At 71.3% G+C, this 14,066-nt stretch carries 11 protein-coding genes and 1 pseudogene; 2 read left to right on the top strand and 10 right to left on the bottom strand.

The features are described 5' to 3' along the window. Positions 1-42 precede the first annotated feature (42 nt). The 4 genes and pseudogenes from AB0B01_RS01860 to AB0B01_RS01845 form a co-directional block, all read right to left on the bottom strand. Complete coding sequence (locus tag AB0B01_RS01860; protein ID WP_361711984.1) at positions 43-555, bottom strand: DinB family protein; 513 nt, start codon at positions 553-555, stop codon at positions 43-45. A 149-nt stretch (positions 556-704) separates the two neighbouring features. Beyond that, a pseudogene (mrdA, locus tag AB0B01_RS01855) lies at positions 705-2,780 on the bottom strand (penicillin-binding protein 2); the annotation flags it as partial. Positions 2,781-2,865: 85 nt separating this feature from the next. Beyond that, the gene (locus tag AB0B01_RS01850) at positions 2,866-4,323 is read right to left on the bottom strand and encodes an aldehyde dehydrogenase family protein (protein ID WP_361711982.1); all 1,458 of its coding nucleotides are present in this window, start codon (positions 4,321-4,323) and stop codon (positions 2,866-2,868) included. An 89-nt stretch (positions 4,324-4,412) separates the two neighbouring features. Beyond that, positions 4,413-5,291: a helix-turn-helix transcriptional regulator gene (locus tag AB0B01_RS01845; protein WP_361711980.1), complete on the bottom strand. Its 879-nt coding sequence runs from the start codon at positions 5,289-5,291 to the stop codon at positions 4,413-4,415. A gap of 317 nt (positions 5,292-5,608) precedes the next feature. On the opposite strand from AB0B01_RS01845, the gene AB0B01_RS01840 reads away from it, so the two are divergent. After that, positions 5,609-6,106 (top strand): ATP-binding protein, encoded by a 498-nt coding sequence (locus AB0B01_RS01840; RefSeq protein ID WP_361711978.1) that lies wholly within the window; start codon positions 5,609-5,611, stop codon positions 6,104-6,106. Positions 6,107-6,227: 121 nt separating this feature from the next. Here the strand turns inward: AB0B01_RS01840 and AB0B01_RS01835 are convergent, their stop codons facing one another. Next, positions 6,228-6,443, bottom strand: coding sequence for a DUF397 domain-containing protein (locus tag AB0B01_RS01835; RefSeq protein ID WP_051696354.1), 216 nt, complete (start codon positions 6,441-6,443; stop codon positions 6,228-6,230). Between the two features lie 233 nt (positions 6,444-6,676). Next, positions 6,677-7,849 (bottom strand): DUF2786 domain-containing protein, encoded by a 1,173-nt coding sequence (locus AB0B01_RS01830; protein ID WP_361711976.1) that lies wholly within the window; start codon positions 7,847-7,849, stop codon positions 6,677-6,679. Positions 7,850-8,575: 726 nt separating this feature from the next. On the opposite strand from AB0B01_RS01830, the gene AB0B01_RS01825 reads away from it, so the two are divergent. Further along, entirely contained in the window at positions 8,576-10,246 is a 1,671-nt protein-coding gene (locus AB0B01_RS01825; protein WP_361711974.1) for a bifunctional 3'-5' exonuclease/DNA polymerase, read from the top strand. Positions 10,247-10,251: 5 nt separating this feature from the next. Here AB0B01_RS01825 and AB0B01_RS01820 read toward each other — a convergent pair whose 3' ends face one another. From AB0B01_RS01820 to AB0B01_RS01805, 4 genes are all read right to left on the bottom strand, one after another. Beyond that, complete coding sequence (locus tag AB0B01_RS01820; RefSeq protein WP_361711972.1) at positions 10,252-11,493, bottom strand: hypothetical protein; 1,242 nt, start codon at positions 11,491-11,493, stop codon at positions 10,252-10,254. Positions 11,494-11,549: 56 nt separating this feature from the next. Continuing rightward, positions 11,550-12,062 (bottom strand): SigE family RNA polymerase sigma factor, encoded by a 513-nt coding sequence (locus AB0B01_RS01815; protein ID WP_361711970.1) that lies wholly within the window; start codon positions 12,060-12,062, stop codon positions 11,550-11,552. Between the two features lie 80 nt (positions 12,063-12,142). Beyond that, entirely contained in the window at positions 12,143-12,670 is a 528-nt protein-coding gene (locus AB0B01_RS01810; protein ID WP_361711968.1) for a GNAT family N-acetyltransferase, read from the bottom strand. 95 nt (positions 12,671-12,765) lie between these two features. Next, positions 12,766-14,016 carry a serine hydrolase domain-containing protein gene (locus tag AB0B01_RS01805; protein WP_361711966.1) on the bottom strand — a complete coding sequence of 417 codons (1,251 nt, stop codon included), beginning with the start codon at positions 14,014-14,016 and terminating at the stop codon, positions 12,766-12,768. Positions 14,017-14,066: the final 50 nt, after the last annotated feature.

Genomic DNA, 14,066 nt, shown 5'->3' with positions numbered 1-14,066 from the left:
CTCACGCCACGTGAGGTGCAAGTCCTGCGCGGGAGGGCGGCGCTATCCCATGGCCTTGGTGCCGTCCAGGGACTCCCGGATGACGTCCGCGTGGCCCGCGTGCCGCGCGAACTCCTCCACCAGGTGCAGCAGCATCCAGCGCATCGAGACCTTGCCGTTCTCGGGGAACCAGGGCGCCGGCGGCAGGGGGAAGGTCTCGTCGAGGCTGGGCAGCTCCTGCACGAAGCTCGTCAGCTCCGCCGTGACCCCTTCCCAGAAGGCCTGGACGGACGCGACGCTCTCGCCGTCGACGAGGCGGAAGGCCTCGCCCCAGGTCTCGGCGGTGCGCTGGATCTCGTTGGGCCGCTGCTGCGCCATGCGCAGCCAGCCCAGCTCGACCTCCGCCACGTGCTTGAGCAGCCCCGAGAGCGACAGCTCGCTGGCGCTGGGACGGCTCGCCGCCTGCTCCTCGGTCAGTCCGGCCAGCGCTTCGCGGATCGCCGTGCGCTGGGATTCGACGAAGAGCAGGAGGGTGCCGCGCTCGTCGCCCGGGATCTCTTCGGAGAGGTGAGCCATGACCAACCGCCTTTTCCGTGGTTCTTCCGGTTCTTCCTGCTGACAAGAACCACGCTACTGAGCCTTGCGGTCAGATCCTGTCCTAAATCCCGATCTCTTGCCGACGTCCTTCGTCGACCTCCTGCCGCCCTGATCGCCCCTAGCTAGTGGACGACGCCGTCCGGCCGGATCGCCGGCAGGGCCGTCTGGGGCTTGGGCAGCAGCGCCTTGGTCAGGTCCTGGTTGCCCTTCTCGTCCAGCCCGTACATCGCCTCGTAGATCTTGCGGACCGCCGGACCCGAGGCGCCCGAGCCCGTACCGCCCTGGGAGATCGTCATCACGATCGCGTAGTCCTCGGTGTAGGAGGCGAACCACGAGGTGGTCTGCTTGCCCTGGACCTCCGCGGTGCCCGTCTTCGCGTGCATCGGGATCTGCTTCTGCGGCCAGCCGCCGAACCGCCATGCGGCGCTGCCCGTCGTGGCCACGGAGGCGAGCGCGCCGTCGATGTCGTCGCGCAGCTTCTCGTCCATCGGCAGCCGGCCCTGCTCCTTCGGCGCGATCTCCTTCACCGAGGTGCCGTCGGCACTGACGATCGCCTTGCCGATGCCAGGCTGGTGGAGGGTGCCGCCGTTGGCGATGGCGGCGTAGATCGAGGCCATCTGGATCGGCGTGACGAGGGTGTCGCCCTGCCCGATCGAGTAGTTGATCGCGTCGCCCTCGCGCAGCTGGTTGCCCTGACGGCAGTTCTCGTAGGCGATCTTCTCGGCGAAGCTGCCGTCCTTCTTGCCGTCGCGGCACCAGGCGGCCTTGTTCGCCTCGAAGAAGTCCTTCTTCCACTGGCGGTCGGGGACGCGCCCGGCCACCTCGTTGGGGAGGTCGACGCCGGTGGGCTTGCCCAGGCCGAACTGGTGGGCCGTCTTGAAGAACCAGTCGCTCGGCTCCTTCTTCGGGTTGATCCCGCCGTCCTTCTTCCACTCCTTGTCGGCGATCGCGTAGTAGACGGTGTCGCAGGAGACCTCCAGGGCGCGGCCGATGGTGATGTCGCCGTAGCCCTGGGACTCGAAGTTGGTGAAGGTCTGGCTGCCGACCGAGTAGGAGCTGGGGCAGCCGTACCGGCCGTTGAAGGGGTAGCCGGCGTTGACCGCGGCCGTGGACGAGACGACCTTGAAGATCGAGCCGGGGGCGGCCTGGCCCTGGATCGCCCGGTTGAGCAGCGGGTAGTTGGATTCCTTGTCGGTGAGCGCGGCGTAGTCCTTGGCGGAGATGCCGCCGACCCACGCGTTCGGGTCGTAGGTCGGGTTGGAGGCCATGGCGACGATCCGGCCGGTCTTGGCCTCCATGACCACGACCGCGCCGGAGTCGGCCTCGTAGTTCTTGTGCGTGTTCTTGTCGTACGTCTTGCGGGCCTCGACCATCGCGTTGTTGAGCTCGCGCTCGGCCACCGCCTGCACGCGCGAGTCGATCGAGGTCACGATGTTCGCGCCGGGCGTGGGCTTGTCGGCCTGGGCCTGCCCGATGACCCGCCCGAGGTTGTCCACCTCGTAGCGGGTGATGCCCGCCTTGCCGCGCAGCTCCTTGTCGTACGTGCGCTCCAGGCCCGAGCGGCCCACCTGGTCGGAGCGCAGGTACGGGGAGTCGGTCTTCTTGGCCTTGGTGATCTCCGCGTCGGTGACCGGGGAGAGGTAACCGAGCACCTGCGAGGTGTTCGCCCCGTCGGGCCCCGCGTAGCGGCGCAGGGCGGTCGGCTCGGCGGTGATGCCCGGGAACTGCTCGGCGTGCTCCCTTATCTCCAGCACCTGGTCGGTGGTCGCCTCGTGGGTGATGGGGATCGGCTGGTACGGGGAGCCGTTCCAGCAGGGCTTGGGGGTCTTGGCGTCGCACAGGCGGACACTGTTGACCACGTCCTCGGGGTTCAGGCCCAGGACGCCGGCGAGCCGGGTCAGGACGTCCTTGCCCCGGTCCTTCATCTTCGTGAGGTCGGTGCGGCTGGCCGAGACGACCATGCGGGTCTCGTTGTCGGCGAGCGGGACCCCGCGGGCGTCCAGGATCGAGCCGCGCACGGCGGGCTGGACCACCTGCTGGACGTGGTTGTTCTTCGCCTCGTCCGTGTACTCCTGGCCGTTGCGTATCTGGAGGTACCAGAGGCGGCCGCCGAGGGTGAGCAGCAGCGAGAAGACGACCACCTGGATGATGACGAGGCGGTTCTGGACCCGGGGCGTGCGCCCCGTCTCCGGAATGTTGCTCAACTCAGGTCTCCCCCGGAACGCTGCCTGCCGCTGTCCCGGTCGAGTCTAGGGGTGAGGGACCTGTGGGGGGTGAGGTGCCCGTGGGTCAGAAGGGGAAGGTGCTGCGGCCGTGCTGGACCGAGATCCACTTCTGGGTGGTGAAGGCCTCGACGGTCGCCTCGCCGTTCAGTCGGCCCAGTCCCGACGCCTTCTCCCCGCCGAAGGCGGCCAGCGGCTCGTCCCCGATGGTGGAGTCGTTGACGTGGATCATGCCGGTCTCGATCCGCTGGGCGAAGCGGACGCCGCGCTCGACGTCCCGGGTGTGGACGGCCCCGCTGAGCCCGTACGGGGTCGCGTTGGCCAGTCGTACGGCCTCCTCCTCGCCGTCGAAGACCACCAGCAGCGCCACCGGGCCGAAGATCTCCTGGCCCAGCAGGGGGGAGTCCTCGGGGATGCCGGTCAGCACGCTCGGCTCCACCAGGTTGCCGCGCGTAGACCCGTGGACGAGGGCCTGGGCCCCGTCCGCCACCGCCTGGTCGACGAGGGCGGTCAGGGCGTCGGCCTGGAAGGAGTTGATCAGCGGGCCGATGTGGGTGTCGGCCTCGCGCGGGTCGCCGGTCTTGAGGCCGCGCACGCGGGCGGTGAACTTCGCGGTGAACTCGTCGGCGACCGCGGCGTCGACCAGGATGCGGTTGGCGGCCATGCAGACCTGGCCCTGGTAGACGAAGCGGCTGAACACCGCGGCGTCCACCGCGTAGTCGACATCGGCGTCGTCGAGGACGACGAGGGCGCTGTTGCCGCTGAGCTCCAGGACCGTGCGCTTGAAGTGCCGGGCGGCGACGGCGCCGACGTGCCGGCCGACCCGGTCGGAGCCGGCGAAGGAGATGACCTTGGGGACGGGGTGCGTCAGGAGCGCGTCGCCTATCTCCGCTATGTCGGTGACCAGCACGTTGAGGAGCCCGGCGGGCAGCCCCGCCTCCTCGAAGATCTTGGCGATGACCCCGCCGCCGACCACGGGCGCGTTCTGGTTCGGCTTGATCACCACGGCGTTGCCCAGCGCGAGGGCCGGGGCGACCGACTTCAGGGTGACCAGGAAGGGGAAGTTGAACGGGCTGATCACGGTGACGACGCCGACCGGGAGGCGCTGGATCCGGTTCTCCTTGCCCTCGACGGGCGAGGCCACGATCCGGCCCTCGGGGCGGATGGCCAGCTGGATCGACTCGCGGAGGAACTCCTTGGCGAGGTAGACCTCGTACTCGGCCTTGGGACGGGTCCCGCCGAGCTCGTCGATCATCGCCTCGATGATCTCCTTCTCGCGCTGCTCGGTCACCCGCAGGGCGCGCTCCAGGACCGCGCGTCTGGCATAGGGGCTGGTGGCCGCCCAGTCTCTCTGGGCGCGCTCGGCGCCGCGGTAGGCCTGGTCGACCTGCTCGACGGTGGCCACGGTGATGGCCGCGAGCTTCTCCCCGTTGTACGGGTTGACGTCGATGATGTCCCACGAACCGGTGCCGGCCAGCCATTCGCCGTCTATGTACTGGTGGGCCACGTCGGTGAATATGGACATGCCATCCCTTACTGCGAGCGCGCACCCGTGCGCTGCACCGGAGACCGATCGGTCATCATGCACTGATCAGACGTCATACTACGTGCGAATCAAGACAGTTGGAGAAGTCCGCGGAGAAGATCCCGCGTGCTGTCGGGGTCCGGGCAGTCGGCCTGGAGCCGTTCCATGGCCCTTTCGTACTGCCCCACTTCCTCGTCCTTGTCCAGGTAGAGGGCGCTGGTCAGCTGTTCCAGATAGACGATGTCCTGGAGGTCGGACTCGGGGAAGCGCAGCAGGGTGAAGGCTCCGCTCTCGCCCGCGTGGCCGCCGAAGGAGAAGGGCATCACCTGGAGCTGGACGTTGGGGCGCTGGGAGACCTCGATGAGGTGCTCCAGCTGGCCGCGCATGACGTCGCGGTCGCCGTAGGGGCGGCGCAGGGCGGCCTCGTCGAGGACGGCGTGGAAGACCGTGGCGTTCTCGGAGACCAGGACCTTCTGGCGCTCCAGGCGCAGCGCGACGCGGCGGTCGATCTCGGCCTTGGAGGCGCCGGGCATGCCGCGGCTGACGACGGCCTGGGCGTAGGCCTCGGTCTGCAAGAGGCCGTGCACGAACTGGACTTCGTAGATCCGGATGAGCGAGGCCGCCCCCTCCAGACCGATGTACGTCTGGAACCACCCGGGCAGCACGTCGCCGTAACTGTGCCACCAGCCGGCCGCGTTGGCCTCGCGGACGAGTCCCAGCAGGGACTCGCGCTCGGCGCCGTCCGTGACCCCGTAGAGCGTCAGGAGGTCCTCTACGTCTCTGGCCTTGAAGCTCACCCTTCCCAACTCCAAGCGGCTGATCTTCGATTCGGATGCGCGGATCGAGTAGCCGGCCGCCTCACGGGTGATGCCGCGGGATTCTCGGAGTCGCCTGAGCTGCGAGCCCAGGAGGATGCGGCGCACCACGGAACCGCTGGCTTCTGCGGTCACTAGTCCTGCCCTCCCCATCGCAATGTCTGCGCGTGGTCTGCGCGGTGGTGTGCGTCGCTGGGACCCCCGTGCCCCAGGGGCCGAAGTCTGCCACCAAAACGCATCGGCCCGTACTCGTTCTGTAACGGAATCCCGGCTGCCGCAAAAGAAGTCCGTAAGTATGCGTAGGAAGAAATGAGCAAGAACCATCACGGGAGGGGACAGGTCCGGCGCGTGCACGTGCATCTGCCCTTGCATCCGGCTTCGGCATTCGGAACGATGGTGCCGCGCACCTGCGTGCCCCGCAGTTCTTTCGAATCCCGGGAGTGCCTCGCATGGGGACGAATGGATCGACCATGCTCGAGCCGTTACGGCAGGGGCTTCCCCCGGTCGACCCCACGGCTGTCTCCGGGTCCGCTTCCTGCGCCCTGCCCGCCCGCTTCGAGGCGGTGCGCGGGGCGCGCTCCTTCACCCGTTCGACGCTGTCCCAATGGGGCCTGGACGAGCGCTTCGACGACGTGGCCCTGGTGGTCTCCGAACTCGTCACCAACGCGCTGCGCCACGCCCTGCCCGAGGACACCCGCCCCCGGGCCGTGGTGGCGGGCGAGCCGGAGGCCGCGGTACGCCTGCACCTGATGCGGTGGAGCACCCGGCTGGTGTGCGCCGTACGGGACCCGAGCGAGGACCGCCCGGGCGGGTCGTTCACACCGGAGCACACGGAGGAGAACTCCGACCTGGAGTCGGGGCGCGGGCTGTTCCTCGTGGACTCCTACAGCGACAGCTGGGGCTGGCACCCGCTCGCGGGACGGCTGACCGGCAAGGTGGTGTGGGCGCTGTTCATGCTCCACGACTAGGGGCGCGAACAGGAGCGCGAACACCGGGCACGACCGGGCGAAATAGGACGACTGGCCGGGACCGATCGCTGCGATCGGTCCCGGCCAGTGCACGTGAACGGCTTGATCAGTGCGCTGTTCCTCAGGCGATGAGGTGGTCGAACTCGCCGTCCTTGACACCCAGCAGCAGCGCTTCGATCTCGGCCGGCGTGTAGACGAGCGCCGGTCCGTCCGGGAAGCGCGAGTTGCGCACGGCGACGGCACCGCCCGGCAGCTTCGCGAACTCCACACAGGAACCTTGCGAGTTGCTGTGTCTGCTCTTCTGCCAGGTCACTCCGTCGAGTTCTGCAGCTGCCATCCCGTTGTACGCGTGGTCCACAGGAAGCCCCCGATAGTGCAGATGTCAACTGCACCGGATCATAGCTGTGTTCACTGGCAGCTGCATGGGCAGATGCACGTGCACGCGCAGTGCCGAGCTGATCACAGCTCAGGTCCGGAGCCTTCCGGAGACCTCTTCGAGCGGGTCCGGCGGCTGCCGGTTCGGCGCCCGCAGCCGGCTCCTGGGGCTGCACGTACGGCTTCGGGGAGCGCCTACCCGGGCAGCGGGTGGCGGCGTCCGCCCATGTGGGCCCGGTCGGCGGCGGCGGTGCCGTCGGTCCAGCCCGCGTGGTCGGAGGCCCCGCGCAGGCGGGTCGTGGTGGTCCGGGGGAACATCTCGTCCGCACGGGCCGTCACGGCGACGTCGCGGGCCACCAGGGCCGGCAGGCGGTCCGGGGCCTCGGCCGCCGTGTGCTCGGCGGTCTCGGCGAGGCGCTGGCCGAGGCGGCTGGCGTAGGCGAGCAGGAAGGACTGCCGGAACGTCTTGGTCCGCTTGCGGCCGCCGGAGCGCTGGGCCGCCTCGGCCCGGGTCATGGCGGCCGTGCCCTGCACGAGGAGGGAGGTGTAGAGCAGCTCGACGGCCTCCAGGTCGCTCTCGAAGCCGACCACCGTGGAGAAACCGAAACCGCTGTTCCACACGGCCCGGCAGCGGTTGGCGCCGGCCACGGCGTCGAGCAGCACCGCCTTGGCCTCCTCGTACGGCGGCTCGACCCCGATCCGGCAGGCTCCGGGGACCTGGGCCGGACGCTCGCCGCGGGCGGCGAGCAGGGCCTCGTCGACGGTGTGCCGGGCCATAAGCTCCTGGGCCTTGGCGCTGAGGGCCTCCGCCTCCTCGGGGAAGGTGGTGGCCTCGGCCTTGGCCAGCAGGGCGCGGATCCGGGCGAGCATGCGGGGCTCGATGTGGGCGTGCTCGTGGAGGGTGTCGGCGGCCGGGTCCCCGGGGGCGGCGGCCACCGGCTCGATGGAGGGCAGCCGTATCAGCAGCCGGAACACCTCCAGCAGGGCGGTGGCCAGGCTGAACCGGTCGGCCCGCTCCCGCTGCACGAGCCGCTCCCCGTACTGCGGGTCCTCGCGCCACCAGACCTCGGCGTCGGTCCAGCGCTCGGGGAGGCGGGCGTAGCGGCGGGCCTCGGCGGCGATGAGGTCGCGGGTGATCCGCACGTGCCGGTCGTCGAGGTCGCGGCGGACGAGCCGGAGCACGTCGGCGGGCTGCCAACCCCGCTCCCAGGCCTGCCGCACGTACGCCTCCCCCCGCCCGAGCAACTCCTGCCCGACGTCCCCCCACCGCCCGGGCTCGGCGACGAGCAACGAAGCCCCGCTGTCCAGGCCGCTGTCGTCCGCCACGTAAAGGGCGACCTCACAGGCCCGCCCGACGATCTCTCTCACCCCCTCAGCTTGACACGCCGCGGGGACGGGGGCGGGGTCCGCCCGGGGCGGGGGTCCACCCGGGGCGGGGGTCCACCCGGGGCGGGGGTCCACCCGGGGCGGGGCGGGGTTCGCCGCCAGGCGGGGCGGGACCCGGAGCCGGGGGCGGAGGCGAGTCCGGGGCGGTAGGCGGGGCCGGTGCGATGCCCGGACCACGGGTGGCGGCCGGGGTGCCGCTGAGCGGGACCGGCCTGTGGCGGGGCGGGGCCACTCCGGAAGTTCGTCTCGGCTCGCGGATCCTGGCCGCATCAGGAACGGACTCGGCGGTGACCGCTCATCCTCGACTCACCACCGCAGTGTCCCCACCCCACCCGCCGATGCCCGACCGGATCCCCCTCCCCCTTGCGATGCGGCACGGGCCCGCAATCCAGCCTCGCCTTTGCGATCAGGCACGGGCCCAATCCAGCCCCGCCGGCGTTTGAGGCGCGGGGTCCGGGGGCTGGCCCCCCAGCCCCGCCCCTGCGATGCGGCACGGGCCCAATCCAGCCCCGCCGGCGATTGAGGCGCGGGGGTCCGGGAGCCGGCCCCCGCAACGGCGCCGCACGGGCAACGGGATCCGGGTGTGGGCCGACCCGGTCAGCCGGTGCGCGGCAAATACAACCCCGCCGGCCATTGAGGCGCGGGGGCGGGGGCCCGCACCGGCGCGGAGGCGGGGCGTTGTCGGAGGCGGGTGGGAGACTCGCATGCATGAGCGACCGCACCCCCCGCTGGGCCCTCGCCGAGGACGGCGACGGCCACTGGCAGGCCGGCCCCCTCACCGGCGGCCCGCCGATCGGCGTGCGGGATCCCGCCGAGGCGGTGCGGGCCGCGCCCGCCGGGACCCGGTGGGTCTGGCGGTCCACCGCCGCCGTGTACCCCCGCCTGCTCACCGCAGGGCTCCGCGTCGAGCGGTGCCACGACATCGAGAACACCGAGCTCCTCCTCCTCGCCCACGAGGGCCGCTCCGGCGAGCCCCGCTCCGCAGCGGCCGCATGGGCCCGGCTCACCAACGCCCCCGTACCCCCCGACCCCCCGCAGCGCGCCACCGCGCCCACCGCCCAGAGCCCCCTCTTCGAGGCACGGTCCGCCGCACCCCTGCCCCTGGACGCGCTCATCGCCGTCCACGAGGACCAGGCCCGGCGCCTCGCCGCCACCCTCCACCCCGACCGCATGCGCCTGCTGGCGGCCGCCGAGTCCGCCGCGTTCCTCGTCGCCGCCGAGATGAACCGCGCCGGCCTGCCCTGGCGGGCCGACGTGCACCGCGCCCTGCTCACCGAGCTCCTCGGCGAGCGCTACGCCGGCGGCGGCGAGCCCCGCCGGCTCGCCGAGCTGGCCGACGAGATCTCCGCCGCCTTCGGCCGGCGCGTGCGCCCCGAGCTGCCCGCCGACGTCGTCAAGGCCTTCGCCGAGGCCGGGATCCGCCTCAAGTCCACCCGCCGCTGGGAGATCCAGGAGCTGGACCACCCCGCCGTGGAGCCCCTCCTCACGTACAAGAAGCTGTACCGGATCTACACCGCCCACGGCTGGGGCTGGCTCCAGGACTGGGTGCGCGACGGCCGCTTCCGCCCCGAGTTCGTCCCCGGCGGGACCCTCACGGGCCGCTGGGTGACCAAGGGCGGCGGCGCCCTGCAGATCCCCAAGGTGATCCGCCGGGCCGTCGTCGCCGATCCCGGCTGGCGGCTCGTCGTCGCCGACGCCGACCAGATGGAGCCGCGCGTCCTGGCCGCGATCTCCCGCGACCCGGCCTTCATGGAGGTGGCCGGGCGCCCCGAGGACCTCTACACCGCCATCTCCCGCCACGGCTTCTCCGGTGACCGGGACATGGCCAAGCTCGCCGTCCTCGGCGCCGTCTACGGCCAGACCTCCGGGGACGGCCTGAAGAACCTGGCCGCGCTCCGCCGCCGCTTCCCCCGCGCCGTGGCGTACGTGGACGACGCGGCCAAGGCGGGCGAGGAGGGCCGTCTCGTACGGACCTGGCTCGGCCGCACCTGCCCGCCGCCCGCCGGCGCCGCCGAGGACGGCGAGGCCGGCATCCCCCAGGACCGGGAGGACGCCTGGACGCCGAGCTATGCCTCCACCAACACCCGGGCCCGTGGCCGGTTCACCCGCAACTTCGTCGTCCAGGGCAGCGCCGCCGACTGGGCGCTGCTGCTGCTCGCGGCCCTGCGCCAGGCCATCGCCGCCGCCGGGCTGCGGGCCGAGCTGGTGTTCTTCCAGCACGACGAGGTGATCGTGCACTGCCCGGCCGAGGAGGCCGGCGCCGTCACCGAGGCGATCCGGGCCGCCTCGGACCGGGCCGGCCGGATCGCCTTCGGTGACACCCCGGTCCGGTTCCCGTTCACGACCGCGGTCGTGGAGTGTTACGCGGACGCCAAATAGTCCGCTCAGCCCAGCCACTTCGGGTCGAGCGCGATCTTCCTGAGCTGCTCCAGTGTGAGGACGGGCTCGTCCCGGGTCGCCGGCTTGTTCTGGTTGCCGGTGTTGAAGGCGGATACCACCACGCGCCGACCGTCCGGGCGCAGAACGTCCACGCGCCACCACACCACGCCCCGGCCGCCCTTCTCCCCGGACTTCTGCTCCGCCGCCACCTTGGTGCCGTCGGGCAGGACCGTGATCCCGGGCCCGGCGAACTGACCGGCGAGCAGCTCACCCATGTGCGACTGCACGTTGGCCTCGACGAGGGATGCGCCCTTGCCGTCGTCGAGTACGACGTACCCGTAGTCCTGCCGGCCGCCCTTGCTCACGACCGTGATCCCGTCGCCCGGCAGCAGGGACTGCAGGACCGCTCCGGCGTCCGCCACCCCGGACGGTGGGGAGGTCTGGTGGCCCACCGGTGCGGCCGCCGGCATGTCGGCCAGGGCGGGGTGCCACAGCGGGGAGGTCACCAGCGCCTGCAACTGCTCCGGGTCGAGCGGCGGGTCGGTGCGGGACACCGGCTTGCCCTTCTCGGCCGGCGCGTTCCACTCCTGCACGTCAACCTGGTAGCCCTCCGGGGTGACCAGCGTGGCCCGCCACAGCTTCGTGGGCACGCGGCGGTCCGGGTATTCGTAGCCCTGGAAGACCAGGAGTTTCGAACCGTCGGCGAGCGTCCGGGCGGTGCAGCCGTCGAAGTCGACGAGATTCTTGTCGGGGCAGGCCACCGCCTGCCCGGTGGCCTCGTCCTTCGGGTCCACGCGGGAGAGGCCGATACCGACGGCCGCCTTGCCCTGACCGTCGTCGTAGACCGCGGAGACCATCGGCGGCACGGGCTCGCCGGTGCCGCGGGCCTGCGTCTCCGAGAGGCTGCCGCCCGGCAGCAGCTGCTTGAGGACGCCGATCAGCTGCTCGTCGGAGACGGCCCCCGAGCCCGCGCGCTCGCCTCCCGGCGGGGCGGTCGGGAGCGCGGGCGGTGCGGCCACGGTGGGCAGGCCGGAGGCGCCCGCCCCGTCGAACAGGCCGCCGGTGTAGGCGGCGCCCGCTCCGATCACGGCCAGGGCCACCACCGATCCGCCGACCACCGCGGCCCGGCGGCGGGCCACGAGCCGGCGTCCGTGCTGCTCACCGGCATCCACGAGCGCGCGCCGGTCGGCCGTGAAACCGTCCCCGGCGCGGCGCAGGGCTTCGCCGAGGTCATCTTCAAAGGGCATGGGGAACCAGACCTTCCACCGAGTAGTAAGGGGCGAGAGGCACGCGGGAGGGTGCGTCAGCGGGACACGAACTCCGTCAGCGAACCGCCCAGTTGCTCCCGCATCCGGGACAGGGCCCGCGAGGTGCGGGTCCGTACGGCCGCCGGGCTGGCGTTCATCGCGTCGGCGGTCTCCTCGACGCTGCGGTCCTCCCAGAACCGCAGCACCAGCACCGCCCGGTCCTTGGGGGCCAACCGCCCCAGCGCGTCCAGGAGCGTGAGGCGCAGTTCGGGATCCGGGCCGCCGGCCGCCGCACCCGGCTCGGGAAACTCCCCGACCGGGCGCTCGCGGGCCGAGCGGCGGCGCCTCTGCGTGAGGAAGCTCCGTACGAGGACCATCTGCGCGTAGGCGGCCGGATTGTCGATACGGGAAATCCTGCCCCAGAGCAGATACATCCGGCCCAGGGTCTCCTGGACCAGATCCTCCGCGAGGTGGGTGTCCCCGCTCGCCAGCAGGCAGGCCGAGCGGTACAGCGGCCCGGACCTGTTTTCGGCGAACTCACGGAACCCGTCCCTGCGTCCCTGCCGCATGTACTCCCCCTCGCGCCCGTCTCACCCCACTGACGCGATGGCGGTGCAGAAATGTTTCACCGCCCTGGCACCGCCCCCCGTCAGAGCCCCTGGAGTCCCTGGAGTCCGTGGAAGTAGATGTGGAACTCCTCGCGCTCGAAGCCCTCCGCCTCGTAGAGCCCCTGCGCGATGTGGTTGTCGTACGCGGTCTCCAGCTGTACGCCGGCCACCCCGGCCTCCTTCGCGCGGCGCAGCACCTCGCGCAGCAGCGCCCGGCCCGCGCCGCTGCGACGGCCGGCCGGGGCGACGTACAGGTCGCTGAGGATCCACATCGGCCGCAGGGACAGCGACGCGAAGGTGCGGTAGACCTGGGCGAATCCGACCGTTCCGGCCTCGTCACCGGGCAGGTCGGCCAGCAGCACCAGCGACTCGTCGCGTGCGATCCGCTCCGCCAGGAAGGCGCGGGGCAGATCCGGGTCCTGGACGGTCACCTCGTAGAAGTCCAGGTACCCGCGGAACAGCGCCGCCGCCGTGTCGACATCGTCCTTCGCCGCGGTGCGCACCACCACGCCGTCGAACCTCCGGCTCTCCGTGCCCGCCGCGCTCTCCGTGCTGTTCGTGCTCTCCATGTACGTCTCCTTCTCCGCCCCGTGCGGCCTCCATTGTGCGCGGGCCGCCGCACGCTCTCACAGCGGCGGCGGCCCGACTCGGGCGGTGAGGGCCCTCAGTGCCCGGTGACGGGCTGGGCGGGGAGACTGAAGACGTGGTCCGGGGTGACGGTCCTGGTGATGGCCTCGCCGAACAACGTGCTGGGTTCCGAACCCGCCGAGAGGACGTCGGTGTTGAGCAGCACCACCAACGTGGCCTGGGATTCGGGCAGGTAGATGGTCAGCGACTCGTAGCCCGGCAGCGAGCCGTTGTGCCCGATCCAGCCGTTGTCCTTGAAGATGCCGAGGCCGTAGCCGGCGTTGCGCATGTTGGCCGCCGGCAGGACCTTCAGCCGCTCGGCCTGGGTGGCGGGCTTCAGCAGCTCACCGGTGGCCAGGACCTTGGCCCACTTCCGCAGGTCGCCGAGGTCGGAGATCATCGCTCCGGCGGCCCAGCCCCAGGAGGGGTTCCAGTCGGTCGCGTTCTCGACCTTTCCGGAGGCGGTCTGGTCGGTGTAGCCCTGCGGGTGCGGCTCGGGGAACTCCGCGCCGGCAGGGAAGATCGTGTGCGTCAGTCCGGCGGGCTTCACCACTTCCTCGTGGATGAAGTCGGCCAGCTTCTGCCCGCTCACCTTCTCCACGACCAGCCCCAGCAGGATCAGGTTCGTGTTGCAGTAGAAGAACTTGGCGCCCGGCTCGAACATGACCGGGTGCTTGAAGGCGTACGCGAGCAGTTCCTGCGGCGTGAACGGCCGCTTCGGATTGGTCGTCAGGGCCTTGTAGAAGCCCTCGTCCTCGGAGTAGCTGAACAGGCCGCTCCGCATCTCGGCCAGCTGACGCAGGGTGATCCGGTCGCCGTTGGGGACGCCCTGCACGTACTTGCCGATCGGGTCGTCCAGCCCGAGCTTCCCGTCGTCCACCAGCTCCAGCATGGCGGTCACGGTGAAGGTCTTGGTCTCGCTGCCGATCCGCACGTACATGTCGGTGGCCATGGGCGCCTTGGTGGACTTGTCGGCGACGCCGAAGGTCCGCACGTACTCGCCCTTGCCGGGCGCCGACAGGGACACCATCACCCCGGGCACCTTGGCGTCGCTCATCACCTTCCGGACGGCGTCGTCCAACTTCTGCGCCATCGCGGGCGTGAGCTGCGGGAACTCGGAGTCGGAATCGAAGTCCGGGGCCGAGGGCTTCGCCGAAGCCGTGGCCGGGGCCGAGGGCCCGGGGGGCGTCGGCTGATCCAAGGCGTGTCCCGTGCCCGCCCCGAGGGGCGCCACCACCAAGCCCACCGCGGCCATCCCCACCGCAACTCTGCGCAAGCGTGTCGTCATGCCGACCTCCTGCCACACGAACCACTGGGGTCCAGCCTTCCCAAGCTAGC

Origin of the sequence: Streptomyces sp. NPDC044571, assembly GCF_040647115.1 — a bacterium.
Classification (GTDB): Bacteria; Actinomycetota; Actinomycetes; order Streptomycetales; family Streptomycetaceae; genus Streptomyces.
This window is presented reverse-complemented; position numbering and strand designations above follow the sequence as displayed.

What these genes read in the sequence shown, in the direction of transcription:
- AB0B01_RS01860 (WP_361711984.1), bottom strand. Translation starts at nt 555, where the DNA reads ATGGCTCACCTCTCCGAAGAGATCCCGGGCGACGAGCGCGGCACCCTC.
- AB0B01_RS01850 (WP_361711982.1), bottom strand. Translation starts at nt 4,323, where the DNA reads ATGTCCATATTCACCGACGTGGCCCACCAGTACATAGACGGCGAATGG.
- AB0B01_RS01845 (WP_361711980.1), bottom strand. Translation starts at nt 5,291, where the DNA reads ATGGGGAGGGCAGGACTAGTGACCGCAGAAGCCAGCGGTTCCGTGGTG.
- AB0B01_RS01840 (WP_361711978.1), top strand. Translation starts at nt 5,609, where the DNA reads ATGCTCGAGCCGTTACGGCAGGGGCTTCCCCCGGTCGACCCCACGGCT.
- AB0B01_RS01835 (WP_051696354.1), bottom strand. Translation starts at nt 6,443, where the DNA reads ATGGCAGCTGCAGAACTCGACGGAGTGACCTGGCAGAAGAGCAGACAC.
- AB0B01_RS01825 (WP_361711974.1), top strand. Translation starts at nt 8,576, where the DNA reads ATGAGCGACCGCACCCCCCGCTGGGCCCTCGCCGAGGACGGCGACGGC.
- AB0B01_RS01820 (WP_361711972.1), bottom strand. Translation starts at nt 11,493, where the DNA reads ATGCCCTTTGAAGATGACCTCGGCGAAGCCCTGCGCCGCGCCGGGGAC.
- AB0B01_RS01815 (WP_361711970.1), bottom strand. Translation starts at nt 12,062, where the DNA reads ATGCGGCAGGGACGCAGGGACGGGTTCCGTGAGTTCGCCGAAAACAGG.
- AB0B01_RS01810 (WP_361711968.1), bottom strand. Translation starts at nt 12,670, where the DNA reads ATGGAGAGCACGAACAGCACGGAGAGCGCGGCGGGCACGGAGAGCCGG.
- AB0B01_RS01805 (WP_361711966.1), bottom strand. Translation starts at nt 14,016, where the DNA reads ATGACGACACGCTTGCGCAGAGTTGCGGTGGGGATGGCCGCGGTGGGC.